The organism is Micromonospora sp. NPDC047074, from assembly GCF_040643815.1.
Lineage (GTDB): Bacteria > Actinomycetota > Actinomycetes > Mycobacteriales > Micromonosporaceae > Micromonospora.
Genome location: NZ_JBEYVB010000001.1, coordinates 59,911 through 75,382, shown reverse-complemented (window position 1 = coordinate 75,382; position 15,472 = coordinate 59,911). Strand labels below are relative to the sequence as shown.

At 75.0% G+C, this 15,472-nt stretch carries 15 protein-coding genes; 11 read left to right on the top strand and 4 right to left on the bottom strand.

All coding sequences use genetic code 11. The annotated features are described in order from the left end of the window. Nucleotide 1: 1 nt before the first annotated feature. Nucleotides 2-1,540: a SpoIIE family protein phosphatase gene (locus ABZ809_RS00345; RefSeq protein WP_357560790.1), complete on the top strand. Its 1,539-nt coding sequence runs from the start codon at nucleotides 2-4 to the stop codon at nucleotides 1,538-1,540. A 79-nt stretch (nucleotides 1,541-1,619) separates the two neighbouring features. Here ABZ809_RS00345 and ABZ809_RS00340 read toward each other — a convergent pair whose 3' ends face one another. Beyond that, nucleotides 1,620-2,435 carry an AraC family transcriptional regulator gene (locus ABZ809_RS00340; RefSeq protein ID WP_357560154.1) on the bottom strand — a complete coding sequence of 272 codons (816 nt, stop codon included), beginning with the start codon at nucleotides 2,433-2,435 and terminating at the stop codon, nucleotides 1,620-1,622. 31 nt (nucleotides 2,436-2,466) lie between these two features. On the opposite strand from ABZ809_RS00340, the gene ABZ809_RS00335 reads away from it, so the two are divergent. The 6 genes from ABZ809_RS00335 to ABZ809_RS00310 all read left to right on the top strand — a co-directional run bounded on the left by ABZ809_RS00335 (nucleotide 2,467) and on the right by ABZ809_RS00310 (nucleotide 8,542). Then, nucleotides 2,467-3,042 carry a TIGR03086 family metal-binding protein gene (locus tag ABZ809_RS00335; protein WP_357560153.1) on the top strand — a complete coding sequence of 192 codons (576 nt, stop codon included), beginning with the start codon at nucleotides 2,467-2,469 and terminating at the stop codon, nucleotides 3,040-3,042. 84 nt (nucleotides 3,043-3,126) lie between these two features. Further along, the gene (locus ABZ809_RS00330) at nucleotides 3,127-3,663 is read left to right on the top strand and encodes a PadR family transcriptional regulator (RefSeq protein WP_357560152.1); all 537 of its coding nucleotides are present in this window, start codon (nucleotides 3,127-3,129) and stop codon (nucleotides 3,661-3,663) included. Then, entirely contained in the window at nucleotides 3,660-4,361 is a 702-nt protein-coding gene (locus tag ABZ809_RS00325) for an ABC transporter ATP-binding protein (protein WP_357560151.1), read from the top strand. The genes ABZ809_RS00330 and ABZ809_RS00325 overlap by 4 nt, the downstream gene beginning before the upstream one ends. After that, nucleotides 4,358-5,878, top strand: a complete 1,521-nt coding sequence (locus ABZ809_RS00320; protein WP_357560150.1) for an FtsX-like permease family protein — start codon at nucleotides 4,358-4,360, stop codon at nucleotides 5,876-5,878. The genes ABZ809_RS00325 and ABZ809_RS00320 overlap by 4 nt, the downstream gene beginning before the upstream one ends. A 115-nt stretch (nucleotides 5,879-5,993) precedes the next feature. Continuing rightward, nucleotides 5,994-6,407 (top strand): hypothetical protein, encoded by a 414-nt coding sequence (locus ABZ809_RS00315; RefSeq protein WP_357560149.1) that lies wholly within the window; start codon nucleotides 5,994-5,996, stop codon nucleotides 6,405-6,407. A gap of 2 nt (nucleotides 6,408-6,409) precedes the next feature. Next, a complete protein-coding gene (locus tag ABZ809_RS00310) occupies nucleotides 6,410-8,542 on the top strand; it encodes a bifunctional polysaccharide deacetylase/glycosyltransferase family 2 protein (RefSeq protein WP_357560148.1) in 2,133 nt (710 codons plus the stop codon). 11 nt (nucleotides 8,543-8,553) lie between these two features. Here ABZ809_RS00310 and ABZ809_RS00305 read toward each other — a convergent pair whose 3' ends face one another. Both ABZ809_RS00305 and ABZ809_RS00300 read right to left on the bottom strand, forming a co-directional pair. Continuing rightward, on the bottom strand, nucleotides 8,554-8,745 hold the full coding sequence (locus ABZ809_RS00305) for a hypothetical protein (protein ID WP_357560830.1): 192 nt from the start codon (nucleotides 8,743-8,745) through the stop codon (nucleotides 8,554-8,556). A 9-nt stretch (nucleotides 8,746-8,754) separates the two neighbouring features. Further along, a complete protein-coding gene (locus ABZ809_RS00300; RefSeq protein WP_357560147.1) occupies nucleotides 8,755-9,726 on the bottom strand; it encodes a YafY family protein in 972 nt (323 codons plus the stop codon). 61 nt (nucleotides 9,727-9,787) lie between these two features. On the opposite strand from ABZ809_RS00300, the gene ABZ809_RS00295 reads away from it, so the two are divergent. From ABZ809_RS00295 to ABZ809_RS00285, 3 genes are read left to right on the top strand one after another with little or no spacing between them, the layout of a single operon-like run. Continuing rightward, a complete protein-coding gene (locus ABZ809_RS00295) occupies nucleotides 9,788-10,372 on the top strand; it encodes a DinB family protein (RefSeq protein ID WP_357560146.1) in 585 nt (194 codons plus the stop codon). A 1-nt stretch (nucleotide 10,373) separates the two neighbouring features. Beyond that, nucleotides 10,374-10,811: a VOC family protein gene (locus ABZ809_RS00290; protein ID WP_357560145.1), complete on the top strand. Its 438-nt coding sequence runs from the start codon at nucleotides 10,374-10,376 to the stop codon at nucleotides 10,809-10,811. 29 nt (nucleotides 10,812-10,840) lie between these two features. Continuing rightward, complete coding sequence (locus tag ABZ809_RS00285; RefSeq protein WP_357560144.1) at nucleotides 10,841-11,782, top strand: threonine/serine dehydratase; 942 nt, start codon at nucleotides 10,841-10,843, stop codon at nucleotides 11,780-11,782. 87 nt (nucleotides 11,783-11,869) lie between these two features. On the opposite strand, the gene ABZ809_RS00280 is transcribed toward ABZ809_RS00285, so the two are convergent. Beyond that, a complete protein-coding gene (locus ABZ809_RS00280) occupies nucleotides 11,870-13,966 on the bottom strand; it encodes a S9 family peptidase (protein ID WP_357560143.1) in 2,097 nt (698 codons plus the stop codon). An 89-nt stretch (nucleotides 13,967-14,055) separates the two neighbouring features. On the opposite strand from ABZ809_RS00280, the gene ABZ809_RS00275 reads away from it, so the two are divergent. Continuing rightward, the gene (locus tag ABZ809_RS00275) at nucleotides 14,056-15,405 is read left to right on the top strand and encodes an FAD-binding oxidoreductase (RefSeq protein WP_357560142.1); all 1,350 of its coding nucleotides are present in this window, start codon (nucleotides 14,056-14,058) and stop codon (nucleotides 15,403-15,405) included. The last annotated feature ends 67 nt before the right edge of the window (nucleotides 15,406-15,472 follow it).

Below are 15,472 nucleotides of genomic sequence, written 5' to 3'. Positions count from 1 at the left end.
GGTGGAGGGCGGCCCGGCGACAGTGCTGGTGGTCGACGACAGCCCCACCAAGCGCTACCTCCTGGTGAGCTGGCTCTCCCGGGCGGGCTTCACGGTGCTGGAGGCGGAGACCGGCGGCGAGGCGCTGACCCGGGTCGGGGTCGATCCGATCGACCTCGTGGTGCTCGACGTGCGGCTGCCCGACATCAACGGGTTCGAGGTCTGCGAACGGATCAAGGCGGCGCATCCGGCGATGCCCGTGATCCACGTGTCCGCGCACGCGGTGGACGTGGTGGACCGGGCGCAGGGGCTGACCCGGGGCGCGGACGCGTACCTGGCGGAGCCGATCGAGCCGGAGGAACTGGTCGCCACCTCCCACGCCGTGCTGCGGTACTACCGGGCCCGGCAGCGTGCGGAACTGCTCGCCGAGCGGCTGCTCGGGCTGGCCGACACCACCATGGCGGTGCACTCCGCCCCGAACCTCGCGGGCCTGCTGGAGGCGGCGGCGTCCGGTGCCGCGCAGATCTTCAAGAGCCCGGCCGCGGTGGTCGCCGAGACGTTCGACGGCGACTGCGTCGCCGGCGTCGCGGGCGGTCCCGACGCCACGGCGACGATCGTCCCCTGGGTCGTCGACGACACCGGGGTGCCGCCCGGGACGACGGTCCGGGTGGACGAGCCGGCCGCCTGGGGGCTGGTGGACTGGCCGGCGGGTGGCCCGGTCACGGTGGCCGCCGCCCGGCTGCGGGAGGACCGCCCGCCGCTCTACGTCGTCGTGCCCACCGCCACGCAGACCGCCCGCACCCCCGTGCTGCGACAGCTCGCCCAGGCGGTGGCGGCGGCGGTGGAGGCGCAACGCTCCTTCGACGAGGAGCACCGGATCGCGGTCACCCTCCAGCGCAGCCTGCTGCCACGCCGGCTACCGGAGATCAACGGGCTCGACCTGGCCGTCCGCTACGAGCCGGCGAGCGCGCAGACCGAGGTGGGTGGCGACTTCTACGAGCTGGTGGTGCTCGACGGCCACCTGCTGCTGGCGATCGGCGACGTGGCCGGCCACTCGCTGCACGCCGCGACGGTGATGGCCGAGCTGCGGCACGCGGTGCGGGCGTACGCGGTGGAGGGGCATCCGCCGGGCGAGATCCTGCACCGGGTCAACGAGCTGATGCGTACCCTGCTCCCCGCCGAGCTGGCCACGATCTGCCTGCTGCTGCTGCACCCGCCCACCGGCCGGATCCGGTTGGCCAGCGCCGGCCACCTGCCGCCGGTGCTCAGCCTGGACGGCAAGGTGGAGTTCGTGCAGCACTCGGCCCCGCTGCTCGGGGTCCGGGCACCCCGGCCGCCCGACCTGGAGTTCGTGCTGCCGCCCGGGGCGACCCTGGTCTTCTACACCGACGGCCTGATCGAGCGGCGGGACGCCACGATCGACGACGGGCTGGCCGCCCTGGCCACGGCCGCCGCCCGGGTCGACGACGACCTGGACCGGTTCTGCGCGCGGCTCCTGGTCGAACTCGCCCCGCCGGAGATCCACGACGACGTGGCCGTGGTCGCCCTCCGCCGCCGCTGAGGTGTAAGGAAGGGCACCCTGTTAACGGATTCTGCATAGGAAGGTGCCCTTCCTAACCGCTCGGCGGCCGGGGCGCGGGTCAGCGGAGCGAGCGGGCGTACGCGGCCGGGGAGACCCCGGCGACGGCGGTGAACTCCCGGACCAGGTGGGCCTGGTCGCTGTAGCCCAGCTCGGAGGCGAGCGCCGCCCAGTCCTGCGGCCCGTCGGCGGCCTGCTCGATCGCCTCCTGGAGCCGGTAGCGCCGGATGACCCACTTGGGACCGACCCCGACGTACTCCAGGAAGAGTCGTTGCAGCCGGCGGACCGAGCTGTCGTGGCGTCGGGCGAAGTCGTCCACCCGCAGGATGCTCCGGTCGGCGCGGATCTCCTCGACCAGCGCGATCACCTCGTCGGCGACCGGGTCCGGTTCGGGCGCCCAGGCGGTGAGGACGGCGTCCAGGGCGGCGCAGCGCTCGTCGTCCGTACCCGCGCAGACCGGGCCGGGGCCGGCGGCGCTGCCCCCGACGGCGGCGGACGGCCCCGTGGTGAGCGGCCGGCGCACGCCGGTCAGCTCGGCGACCGACCGGCGCCAGAACGGCCGGAAACCGCCGGGGCGGAACTGGATCCCGCAGACCCGGCCGGTGCCCGCCAATGTGATCGAGAACAGCCGTTGCCCGACGCCGGCGACCTCGGCGGTCTCCAGGGCGTCGTCGTGCCGGGCGAAGACCACGTTCACCGCCGGGTGTGGCACCACCTGCTGCGCGAAGGACCCGGTCAGCTCCCAGTCGACGAGCCAGTAGTGCTCCACGTAGCACCGCAGCGCGGTGGCCGGCAGCCGGCGACGGAACCGGACGTCCCGCATCAACCGGTGGGGGTCCAGGATTCCCCGGCTGTCGCGGCGCGGCTGGTGTCGCATTTCTTCAAGACCGCCCTCTTACGCTGGCCCCATGGCCACGAAGATTAGCGAGCTGCTGGCAGCCGCGGCGCCCCGTGCCGTCGCGGTGGTCCGGCGCGTCTCGGACGACCAACTGGAGCTGCCGACGCCGTGCAGCGAGTACGCGGTGCGTGACCTGCTCAACCACCTCTACGACGTGGTGGTCAACTTCCAGGCCCTCGCCGCCAGGCGGCAGCCGGAGTGGGCGGAGAAGCCCGACCACCTGGCCGAGGGCTGGCGGGACCGGTTCGAGGCGGAGACCGCGAAACTGGTCGAGGCGTGGTCGGATCCGGCAGCGCTGGAGGGCGTCTCGCCCGGCATGGGGCTGCCGCAGGAGACGGTCGGCGCCATGGTGCTGCTCGACGTGACGGTGCACGCCTGGGACCTGGCCGTCGCCACCGGGCAGCCGTTCCGGCCCGCGCCGGAGGTGCTACCCCCGCTGTACGACCTCGTCGAGCAGATGGGGGCGGCGGCCCGCGAGTCGGGCGTCTTCGGGGAGCCGGTGGGGACGTCGCCGTCGGGTGCTCCGGAGATCGACCGCCTGCTCGCCCTGACCGGTCGGGACCCCGGCTGGTCGGCGGGCGCCTGAAGCGGACAGTCCGGAGGCCCGCGCGGCGCCACGCCGCGCGGGCCTCCTTGACAGCAGCTATTCACTCGATGAATAGTGACCGGGGTGTCCACACCGCACGTTCTGCTCGGGCTCCTCGCCGCCGGCAACCGGCACGGCTACGAGCTCAAGCGGGCCCACGACGAACGCCTGCCCCGGGCCCGGCCACTGGCGTTCGGGCAGGTCTACGCGACCCTCGGCCGGTTGCAGCGGGACGGTCTGGTGGCGCCGGCCGGGCAGGAACGCGAGGCCGGCCCGGACCGCACCGCCTACGCGCTGACCGGTGACGGCCGGGCCGCGCTGGACCGGTGGCTCGCCGAGGTCGAGCCGCCGATGCCGTACGTCGCCAGCACGCTCTTCGCGAAGGTGGTCGTGGCGCTGCTGGTGGCCGACGCGGACCGGGCCCGGGCCTACCTCGTCGCCCAGCGGCAGGCCCACACCGAGCGGCTGCGCGAGCTGACCGCGGTGAAGACGGCGCCCTCGGCCAGCCTCGACGACGTCGTCGCGGCCGACTTCGCCATCGCCCATCTCGACGCCGACCTGCGGTGGTTGCGGACCACGCTGGACCGGGTCGCCGACTGGCACCGGGAGGTGCACTCGTGACGGAACTCCAGGCTCGCGGCGTGGTGAAGGCCTACGGGCGCACACCCGCCCTGCGCGGCGTCACCCTCGACGTCGCCGAGGGCGAGATCGTCGCCGTGACCGGCCCGAGCGGCTGCGGCAAGTCCACCCTGCTGCACTGCCTCGCCGGGATCCTCCGCCCCGACGCCGGCGAGGTGACCTGGCACGGGCACCGGATCGACACCTGGTCCGAGGCGGCACGGTCCCGACTGCGGCGCACCGAGTTCGGGGTGCTCTTCCAGTTCGGCCAGCTCGTCGCCGAGCTGACCGCGGCGGAGAACGTCGCCCTTCCGCTGCTTCTCGCCGGCACGGGGCGGCGGGAGGCGCGGACGGCGGCGCTGTCCTGGATGGACCGGCTCGGGGTGGCCGAGCTGGCCGACGTCCGGCCCGGCGAGATGTCCGGCGGGCAGCAACAGCGCTGCGCCACGGCGCGGGCCCTGGTCACCGAGCCCCGGGTGCTCTTCGCCGACGAGCCGACCGGCGCACTCGACACCCTCACCGGCGAGCAGGTGCTCACCCAGCTGGTCCGGCTCGCCCGCGAGCAGCGGACCACGGTCGTCCTGGTCACCCACGAACCGCAGATCGCCGCGTACGCCGACCGCGAGATTTTGCTCCGCGACGGCATGGTGGACCACACCGGGCTCGGCCTCGACGTCCCGCTGCCGGGCGCCCGCCGGTGAGGCCGTCGACGCTGATCCGCCTCGCCCTGGCCGGCACCCGTACGGACACCGCCAGGGTGGCGCTGACCGCGCTCAGCGCCACCCTGGCCACCCTCGTCGGCCTGGCCGCGCTCACTGTGCTGGCGATCCCCACGCCGCCCGCCACCGAGAGCAACGGCAACCGCTGGTCGCAGCAGTACGCCAACCCGCTGCTCGTCGAGCCGGGGCTGCGCGGCGGCACCGCCTTCGCCCTGCTCCTGCTCACCATCCCGGTGCTGGCGCTGGCCGGGCAGTGCGCCCGGCTCGGCGCCCCGGCGCGGGACCGCCGGCTGGCCGCGTTGCGGCTGGCCGGCGCGACGCCGGGGCAGGTGACCCGGATCGCGGTGCTGGAGACCGGCCTGGCGAGCCTGCTCGGCACGCTGGTCGGCGCGTCGGTCTACTTCGCGGGCCGGGAGCTGTGGGACCGGCCCGGCGCGGACGGCCGGCTCGCCCTACCCACCGACGTGCTGCCGTCGACGGGCGCGCTGGCGGCCGTGCTGCTCGGGCTCCCGGTGGTCGCGGCGCTGGCCACCGCGCTGATGCTGCGCCGGGTGAGCGCCACCCCGTTCGGCGTGCTGCGTACGCACCGCCGGGAACGCGGTCCCCGCCCCTGGGCGGGCCTCCTCATCGGTGTCGGGCTCGCCGCCTTCGTCGCCATCGAGCCGGTCACCAACTGGTACGCCCGGCGCGCGGACGACCCGCCGTCCTGGCTGGTGCCGACGTTGCTGATCGGCGGCGGGCTGGCCGCGCTGGTCGGGGTGGTGGTCGGCACCGGCTGGATCTCCTGGACCGCCGGCCGGGTGCTGCACCGCCACGCCCGGGGGCCGGCCGCGCTACTCGCCGCCCGCCGGCTGATGGCCGACCCGTGGGCGGGCAGCCGCACCTTCGCCACCCTGCTGGCGGCGGTGCTCCTCGGCGCGGGCGCGGCCGGGCTCCGGGAGTACTTCGTCGCCTCGAACAAGCTCAACCGACGGACTGACGGCGGGTCGGCCGGCGGCGACTTCTACCTGCGGACCATGGACCTGGTGGACCTGACGGTGGCGGTGGCGGTGGCGGTCGCCGCCGGTGGGCTGGCCGTCGCGCTGGTGGAGGGCATCACGGCCCGCCGACGCACGTACGCGACCCTGGTGGCGACCGGGGTGCCCCGGCGCACGCTCGGCCGGTCCATCGCCTGGCAGTCGTTGGCGCCGGCCGTGCCGGCGGTGGCCGTCGCGCTCACCGTCGGCCTGCTGCTGGCCCGGGGGATGTTCCGGCCGCCGAGCAGCTACTCGTACCACGAGGTCTGCGACGCCGCCGCACAGCTCTGCGCCGATCCGGCCACGCGGCAGCGGTACACCCGGATCGTCGCGGAGCCGGAGGTGACCGTGCCGGTCGACGTACCCCTGGAACAGTTGGCGGCGCTCGGCGGCGGCGCGCTGGCCGCGGTGCTCGTGACGGTCGGGGTCGGCCTGCTGTTCCTGCGGGCCGGCGCGACGGTCGAGGAGCTGCGGACGACCTGAGCGGTGCCGACGTAACGCCGGCGGTCACGCGCACGCTGTTCGCTGTGGAGGCCCGGCCGACGGGCCGGCCGGGGGCAGAACGGCCTCCGGCGTGTGCGGCAGCGGGAGTCAGTGGATGCACAACCAGCCGGGCGGAACGCCGGTGTTCGTCGACCGCACCGGACGGCGGCGCCGGCTCACGGTGATCGCCGGCATCGCGATGGGTCTGGGCCTGCTCACCAGCTTCGGTCTGGTGGCCGCCGGCCTCTTCATGGACTCGTCGGTGTCGGTGCCCGGCTGGTCGGACACCCGCCCGGCGGCACCACGCGAAGCCGAGGCGGACGGCCGCGGCAAGCTGGGCGGCGCCTCGCCGACCGGCCCCCGTCTGTCGCCAGAGACCAGCACCCCGGTTCCGGTGCCCACCCGCACGGTCGGCGACGTCCGGGTAACCGGCGTGCCAACCGCCCGGCCGAGCCGGTCGGACGAGCCGGGCCGAGGCGACGAGCGGCGCACCGCGAAGCCCAGCCGGTCCCCGGGCAAGCCGAGGTAGCGGTGGGGCGGCACATCGCCCGCCCGGACCCGCGGGCGCACTGGGTCCTGCTCCTGCTCGGGCTGGCGCTGCTGCTGGCGGCGCTCACCGTCAACGGCCTGGTGACCGGGCTCGCCGGTGGCTCCGGCGGGGCACGGACCGACACGTCCGCCGGGCCGGCGGTGCCGAAGGAGGTCGTCACCGGCGGGCCGGTGCTGCGGCTCGACCAGGATCGGCCGGTCAGCCGCGCCATGCCCGACCGGACGATCGCGCTGACCTTCGACGACGGACCCGACCCGCGATGGACGCCGCAGGTGCTCGACGCGCTGCGCCGGCACGGCGCGCACGCCACCTTCTTCGTGGTCGGCGCCCGGGTCAACGAGCACCCCGCGCTGGTCCGCCGGATCCTCGCCGAGGGGCACGAAATCGGCTCGCACAGCTTCACCCACGCCGACCTCGGCTCCGCCCCGGACTGGCGGCGCAACCTGGAACTCTCGCTGACCCGCAAGGCCGTCGCCGGTGCGGCCGGCCGCGAGGTCACCCTGCTCCGGCCGCCGTTCTCGTCGCACCCGTCGGCGCTGACCAGCCCCGAGTACGCCGCACTGAGCGCCGCCGCCGGTACCGGGCATGTCGCCGTGCTCGCCGACCTGGACACCAGGGACTGGCAGCGGCCAGGCGTGTCGGCCATCGTGCAGGCCGCCTCCCCGAGGCAGGGGCGCGGCGCGGTGGTGCTGATGCACGACGGCGGCGGCGACCGGGCCCAGACGGTGGCCGCCCTCGACCGGCTGCTGCCCGCCCTGACCCGGCAGGGCTACCGGTTCACCACCGTCTCGGAGGGGATCGACGCGCCGGCCTCCATGGTGCCGGCGGGTGGGGGCAGCCGGCTCGGCGGCCACGCCCTCCGGTGGGCGCAGGCCGGCGCCGGCTGGCTGGCCGGGGCGATGGACCTGCTGCTCGGGGTCGCGCTGGTGCTGGGCGTGGCCCGACTGGTCGTGCAGGTGGTCTGCGCCCAGGTGCACGTGCGGCGGGTACGCCGGCCGAGGCGGCTGCCGCCGACGGTCACCGCCCCGGTGTCGGTGATCGTGCCGGCCTACAACGAGGCCGCGAACATCGCCGCGACCGTCCGGTCGCTGGCGGCCAGCGACTACCCCACGCTGGAGGTGATCGTCGTGGACGACGGGTCCGACGACGACACCGCCGGGATCGTCGAGCGGCTCCGCCTGCGCGGGGTGCGGGTCATCCGGCAGGCCAACGCCGGCAAGCCGGCGGCGCTGAACACCGGCATCCGGGCCGCCCGCGCCGACCTGCTGGTGCTGGTGGACGGCGACACCGTCTTCCAGCCGGACACCGTGCGCCGGCTGGTGCAGAGCTTCGCCGACCCGACCGTGGGCGCGATCTCCGGCAACACCAAGGTCGCCAACCGGCGCCGGCTGCTCGGCCGCTGGCAGCACCTGGAGTACGTGATCGGCTTCAACCTCGACCGCCGGATGTACGACGTGCTGGAGTGCATGCCGACCATCCCCGGCGCGATCGGCGCGTTCCGCCGCGAGGTGCTGTTCGCCGTCGGCGGGGTGCCCTCCGACACGCTGGCGGAGGACACCGACCTCACCATGAAGGTGCTGCGGGCCGGCTGGCGGGTGGTCTACGAGGAGGCGGCCATCGCCTGGACCGAGGCGCCCTCCTCGCTGCGGCAGCTCTGGCGGCAGCGCTACCGCTGGTGCTACGGCACCATGCAGGCGATGTGGAAGCACCGGCATGCGCTGCGCGAGCGGGGCGCGGGCGGCAGGCTCGGTCGGCGCGGCCTGCCGTACCTGACCGTGTTCCAGATCGTGCTGCCGCTGGCCGCCCCGGCGGTGGACGTCTACGCCGTCTACGGCCTGCTGTTCCTGCCCTGGTCGACGTTGGTGCTGGCCTGGGCGGGGCTGCTGCTGCTACAGGCGGTCACCGCCGCGTACGCGCTGCGGCTGGACCGGGAACGTCCCGGTCCGCTGTGGAGCCTGCCGTTCCAACAGCTGATCTACCGGCAGGTGATGTACCTGGTGGTGGTGCAGTCGGTGGTCACCGCGCTGGTCGGCAACCGGCTGCGCTGGCAGCGGATGGTGCGCACCGGCGAGGCGGCCGCGCTGGTCGGGCCGCGGGGACGCGCGCCCTTCTGACGCTGGCGCGGTCAGCCGGCGGTGAACAGGCCGGCGGAGAGCGCGAGCAGCGTCCCGGCCGCGGCGGAACAGCAGCACACCAGCAGGAACGCCACCACCGCGAGGATCGCCCAGACCCGCCGGTCGCGCGCCGCCGCCCGCCAACCCGACGCCGGTACGCCCTCGGCCGGCTCGTCGTCGTCCATCTCGCCGGCCCCGGTCACCTCGGCAGTCTAGGTGCTCCCGCCGGCCGGCCCGGCCATCGCCGCGAGGCGGTGGGCGAGCCGGACGACGGCCTCCCGCAGCTCCGGAGGATCCAGCACCTCCGCCTCGAACCCCAGCCGGGCCACGTGCAGGGCGAGCCAGTCCAGGTTCTCCCCGCCGAAGGCGAGCACGCACCACCCGTCGCGGTCGTCCTCGACGCGCCCCACCTGGGGCGGGATCAGCTGCCGCACCTGCTCGGGCCGGGCGTGCAGTCGCACCCGGGCGAGATACCGGTACGGCGCCGCGGTCACGGCGCGGTGCACGTAGGCGACCGGGTCCGGATGCTCCCTCGCCCGGAAGTGCCAGGTCGTCGCCGTCACCTCGCGCATCCGGTCCAGCCGGAAGGTGCGCCAGTCGGCGCGGTCGACGTCCCAGGCCATCAGGTACCAGCGGCGGCCGGTGGTGACCATCCGCACCGGCTCGACCGTGCGCTCGCGTTCCCCGCCGTCGCGGCCGGCGTACCGGAACCGGACCCGTACGGCGTCGCGACAGGCCCGCGCGAGCGTCACCAGCAGCTCCGCGTCGATCTCGACCCCGGGGCCGACAAGGGTCTCGGTGGCGCCGTGCACGGCCCGTATCTCGGCGCGCAGCCGGGCCGGCATCACCTGGTCGAGCTTCGCGAGCGCCCGCAGTGCCGCCTCGCCGGCCCCGGCGACCGTGCCCCCCGACGCCAGCCGCAGGGAGACCGCCGTCGCGATGGCCTCCTCGTCGTCGAGGAGCAGCGGCGGCAGCCGGCTGCCCGCGCCGAGCTGGTAGCCGCCGCCGACGCCCGCCGTCGCGTGCACGGGGTAGCCGATCGCGCGCAGCCGCTCCACGTCGCGGCGGACCGAGCGGTCGGTGACGCCCAGCTCGGCGGCCAGTTCGGTGGCGGTCCAGGACGGCCGCCGCTGCAACAGCGCCAGCAACCGCAGCACCCGTTCGGTCGTCGCCTCCACTGTCACCGGTTCATCGTTACACGGATAACGGAACGATCCTGTCCGCTATTCACGGGAGGCTGGGGCCATGACCGAGCAGACGTGGAACCCCCTGCTGCGAGAGCAGCTCGACTGGCACTGGGCCAACCAGCTACGCGATCGCCTCGACGGGCTCACCGACGACGAGTACTTCTGGGAGCCGGTACCCGACTGCTGGAACGTGCGCCCGCGCGGCACCGGCACCGCGCCGGTGCAGGCGGGGGCCGGCGCGATGACCATCGACTTCGCGATGCCGGCGCCCGACCCGGAACCGATCACGACGATCGCCTGGCGACTCGGGCACGTGATCGTCGGCGTGCTCGCGGTGCGCAACGCCGCGCACTTCGGTCGCGCGCCCACCGACTACCAGTCGTTCGAGTACGCCCCGACCGCGAAAGCGGCGCTGGCCCAGCTCGACACGGAGTACGCCACCTGGCAGGCCGGGGTCGAGTCCCTCGGCGAGAGTGGCCTCGCCCGGCGCTGCGGGGAAGCCGAGGGGCCGTACGCCGAGCGTTCCCTGGCGGAGCTGGTGCTGCACATCAACCGCGAGCTGATCCACCACCTGTCCGAAGTGTGCCTGCTGCGCGACCTCCACCTGCACACTCATGGGCAGACCCGACAGGAGGCGAACTGAGATGGCGCGCGACGTCCAGATAACTTTCGACTGCGCCGACCCGGCCGGGCTGGCGGCGTTCTGGGCCGACGTCCTCGGCTACCGGTTGCAGGCCCCGCCCGAGGGCTTCGAGTCGTGGGAGCAGGCGCTGGAGGCGATGGGCGTGCCGCCCGAGAACCGCAACGACGCCTCGGGGCTGGTCGACCCCGAGGGCTCCCGGCCACGGCTGTTCTTCCTACGGGTACCGGAGGGGAAGCGGGCCAAGAACCGCGTACACCTCGATGTGCGGGCCGCCCCCGGGCTTGAGGGTGACGCGCGGATGGCGGCCCTGGAGGGCGAGGCCGAGCGGCTCGTCTCCCGGGGCGCCACCCGGCTCCGGCGGCACGAGCCCGAACCCCCGCTCGGCGCCGGCCACATCGTCATGGCCGACCCCGAGGGCAACGAGTTCTGCCTCGACTGACCGGCCGCGCGATCGGGCAGGATGGGCCGATGGATCTGGTCTCGATCGACGACGTCCGAAACGCCGCCGCCGACATCGCGGGCATCGTGTCGCGTACCCCGCTGTTGCGCACCGGATGGGATCCGGAGCTGTGGCTCAAGCCGGAGAGCCTGCAACCGGTGGGATCGTTCAAGCTGCGCGGCGCGACCCACGCGGTCGCCCGGCTGACGCCCGAGGAGCGGGCGCGCGGGGTGGTCACCCACTCCTCCGGCAACCACGGCCTCGCCCTGGCGTACGCGGCCCGCGCGGCCGGGGTGCCGTGCCGGATCGTGGTGCCCGAGGGCGCCCCGGCCGCCAAGGTGGACCGGATCCGGGCGCTGGGTGTGGAGGTGGTGCTGGTGCCACCCCCGCAACGCGGGCCGGAGGCGGAGCGGATCGCCGCGACGACGGGCGCGGTGCTGGTGCCGCCGTTCGACGACCGGCGCGTCGTCGCCGGGCAGGGCACGGTCGGGCTGGAGATCGTCGAGGACCTGCCCGACGTCGACGTGGTGCTGGTGCCGGTGGGCGGCGGCGGGCTCTCCTCGGGCGTCGCGACGGCGGTCACGGCGCTGCGGCCCGCGGCGACCGTGATCGGCGTCGAGCCGGAACTCGCCGCCGACGCCCGGGAGTCGCTGGCGGCCGGGGCGGTGGTCGTCTGGGGCGAGGAACGTACCTACCGGACGATGGCCGACGGGCTGCGCCTGCCGCCGTCCGACCTGACCCTCGCCCACCTGCGGGCCCGGCTCGACCGCATCGTCACGGTGACCGAGGACGAGATCCGCGCCGCGATGGGCCGGCTGGTCTCCGACGCCCGTCTGGTCGTGGAGCCGAGCGGCGCGGTGGCCGTGGCCGCCCGGCTGTTCCACGCCGCCGAGCTGCCGCCGGGGCGTACGGTCGCCGTGGTCACCGGCGGCAACGTGGACCCGGCGGTGCTGGCGGGCGTGCTCCGCTGAGTGTGTTGGGCGCGCTCTGCCGAGAGCGTTTGGAAGGGCACCTTCCTATGCAGAATCCGATAACAAGGTGCCCTTCCTGACGCGGGGTCAGGCGCGGCCGAGGCGGTCGAGGATCCAGGCGTTGATGAACGCCTCCTCCCGCCAGGAGTCGTAGCGGCCGCTGGGGCCGCCGTGGCCGGCGCCCATCTCGGTCTTGAGCAGGTAGTCGCCCTGCGGGGCGACCGCCCGCAGCCGGGCGATCCACTTCGCCGGCTCGTGGTAGAGCACGCGGGTGTCGTTGAGGCTGGTCACCGCGAGGATCGCCGGATAGTCCACCGCCCGCACGTTCTCGTACGGCGTGTAGGACTTCATGTACGCGTAGACCTCCGGGTCGGCGAGCGGGTTGCCCCACTCCTCCCACTCGGTGACGGTCAGCGGCAGCGACGGGTCGAGGATCGAGGTGAGCGCGTCGACGAAGGGCACCTGCGCGACGATGCCGGCGAACGCGTCCGGGGCGAGGTTGGCGACCGCGCCCATCAGCAGCCCGCCGGCCGAGGCGCCCCGGGCGACGAGCCGGTCGCCCGTCGTCCAGCCGGCCTTGACCAGGTGCCGGGCGCAGGCGACGAAGTCGGTGAAGGTGTTCCGCTTGGCCAGCAGCTTGCCCTGCTCGTACCAGCGGCGGCCCAGCTCGCCGCCGCCGCGGATGTGCGCCACGGCGAAGATGACGCCCCGGTCCAGCAGGGACAGCCGGGCGATGGAGAACCACGGGTCCATGCTGGCCTCGTACGAGCCGTAGCCGTAGATGACGCAGGGAGCCGAGCCGTCCTTCGGCGTGCCGGCCTTGCAGACCAGCGAGATCGGCACCCGGGTGCCGTCGTCGGCGAGCGCCCAGTCGCGGTGCTGCTCGTAGTCGGCCGGGTCGTACGCCCGCCCGTCCGGCCCGGGCTTCACCGGCTTCTGGCGGCGCAGCACCATCTGGCGGGTGACCAGGTCGTAGTCGTAGACCGAGTCGGGGGTGACCAGCGAGGTGTAGCGGAGCCGGATCTGCCCGGTGCGGTATTCCGGGTTGCCGTCCAGACCGACGCTGTAGAGCGGCTCCGGGAAGTCGATGTCGTACGCGTCGCCGCCGCCGACGGGCAGCACCCGGAGCCCGGTCAGCCCGTTGGTGCGCAGCGAGACGACCAGGTGGTCGGCGAAGGCGTCCACCGCCTCCAGCCGGGTGCCGGGCGAGTGCTCGATCAGTGGGACCCAGTCGCCGGGCGCGTCCGCCGAGGTGTACGCCAGCGCGAAGTCCTCCGCGCCGTCGTTGTGCAGGATCAGGAACCGGTGGCCGTGGTGCTCGACCGCGTATTCCACACCCTGCCGCCGGGGCGCCACGGACGCGGGCACGCCTGTCGGGTTGCCGGCCGGGATCACCAGGACCTCGCTGGTGATCTTGCTGTGCACGTCGATGAGGATGAACCGCTCCGAGCGGCTCAGCTCGACGCCGACCCAGAACCGCTCGTCGTCCTCCTGGTGGACCACCACGTCCTCGCTGGACGGCGTGCCCATGGTGTGCCGCCAGACCCGGTTGGGCCGCCAGCTCTCGTCGACCGTCACGTAGAACAGCACCGAGGCGTCGGCGGACCAGGCCGCGCCGTAGAAGACCTCGGGCAACTCGTCGGGCAGCAGTTCGCCGGTGGTCAGGTCCTTGACCCGCAGCGTGAACCGCTCGTCGCCGGAGAAGTCGGTGGAGTAGGCCAGCCACCGCCCGTCCGGGCTGACGTCGAGCGCGCCCAGCGCGAAGAAGTCGTGCCCCTCGGCGAGCAGGTTGGCGTCGAGCAGCACCTCCTCGCCGTCGAGCGGCGCGCCGTCGGTGCTGACCGGTGGCTCCGTCTCGCCGTCCCGGACCGCCCGGCGGCACTGCACGCCGTACTGCTGGCCCTCGACCGTGCGGGCGTAGTACCAGTAGCCGCCCTTGCGGGCGGGCACCGAGAGGTCGGTCTCCTGGGTGCGCCGGCGGGTCTCCTCGAACAGTTCGCCGCGCAGCCCTTCGAGATGCGCCGTGCGGGCATCGGTGTGGTCGTTCTCGGCGGTCAGGTAGGCGACCGTCTCGGGGTCGTCCTTGGCGGTGAGCCAGGCGTACTCGTCGACGACGGTGTCGCCGTGGTGGGTGCGCTCGCTGGGCACCCGCTTCGCCGTGGGCGCGGGGGTCTCGGTGGTCACGGCGCCACGTTACCGGCCGCCCGCCGCGCGCCGCGCCGCCTCGACGGCGACGCGCCAGCGCACCTTTCGAACATGTGTACGATGACCGCATGGCGGCTGCAGCGAGTTCCACGGACCGGCCCGGAGCCCTCGACATCACCAGGCGATTGACGGACATCTGCGGCCCGCCCTTCGCCCGCTTCGCCGGCCCCGCCGACGAGGTGGCCGGCCGCCCGGCCCGCTGGGTCGCCGTCCCCGGCGGCACCCGGGCCGCCGCCGAGGTGTTGCGGCTGGCCGCCCGGCACGACCTGACGGTGGTGCCGCGCGGCGCCGGCACGAAGATCGACTGGGGCGGCGCCCCCGACCGGGTCGACATCATGCTCGACACCGGCCGGCTCGCCGGGATCGGGCACGAGCCGGTGGGGGCGCCCACCGCCGAGGTGGGAGCGGGCACCCCCCTGCGCGCCGTGCAGGCCACGCTCGACCGCACCGGGCAGCGCCTGGCGCTCGACGCCCCCTCGCCCGGTGCCACCCTCGGCGGGGTGCTCGCGGCCGGCGAGGCGGGGCCCCTGCGGCACCGCCACGGCAGCCCCTGCGACCAGCTCGTCCGGCTGCGCTATCTCGACGCCGACGGCGAGCTGGTCGAGGCCGGTGGCGGTGCCGCCGGGACGGAACTGGCCCGGATGCTCTGCGGGTCGCAGGGGGCGCTCGGTGTGCTGGTGTCCGCGACCCTGCGGGTGCAGGCCGTCCCCGCCAGCCGGGTCTGGGTCAGCCGACCGGTCTGGACCCCGCTGGAGGTGCACGACCTGGTCCGCACCGTCCTCGCCGCACGCCTCGACCCGGCGGCGGTCGAGCTGGACCTGCCGGCCGGCGCGGGACCCCGGCCGCGCCAGGGCCCCCGGGCCGAGGCGATGGCGCGTCACCCGTCCATGACGGGGCGCACCCTCGCCGGCCCGGTGGGCGCCGGTCGCTTGGTGGTGCTGTTGGAGGGCGGGCCGGCCGACGTCGCCGAGCGCGCGGACCGGCTCGTCACGCTGCTCGGCGGTGGCGCGAAGGCCGGCCACTCGGCACCGGAGTGGTGGCGGCGCTACCCGTTCGGCCCGGGCGACACGGCGCTGCGGATCGAGGTGCCGATCGCCGACCTGCACGCCGCCGTCTACGCGCTGCGCGACGCCGCCGGCACCCCCGTCCCGGTGCGCGGCTCCGCCGGCCTGGGCGTGGTGCACGCGGCCCTGCCCGGCGCCCTGCCCGCCGACCGGGTGGCCTCGATCCTGGCCGCCGTCCGGGGCGTGCTGCTCGCCCGCCAGGGCCGGTGCGTGGTGGTCAACGCGCCGGCGGCCGTCCGCCGGGCCGTCGACCTGTGGGGCGAGCTGGCCGGGCTCGCCCGGCTGCGCTCCGCGAAGGAGCACCTCGACCCGCACCACCGTCTCGCCCCGGGCCGCCTCCCCGGCGGCCTGTGACGGTCCACCCGCGCGCCCCGCGCGCCCCGCGCCCCGCGCCCCGCGCGCCCCGCGCCCCGCGCCCCGC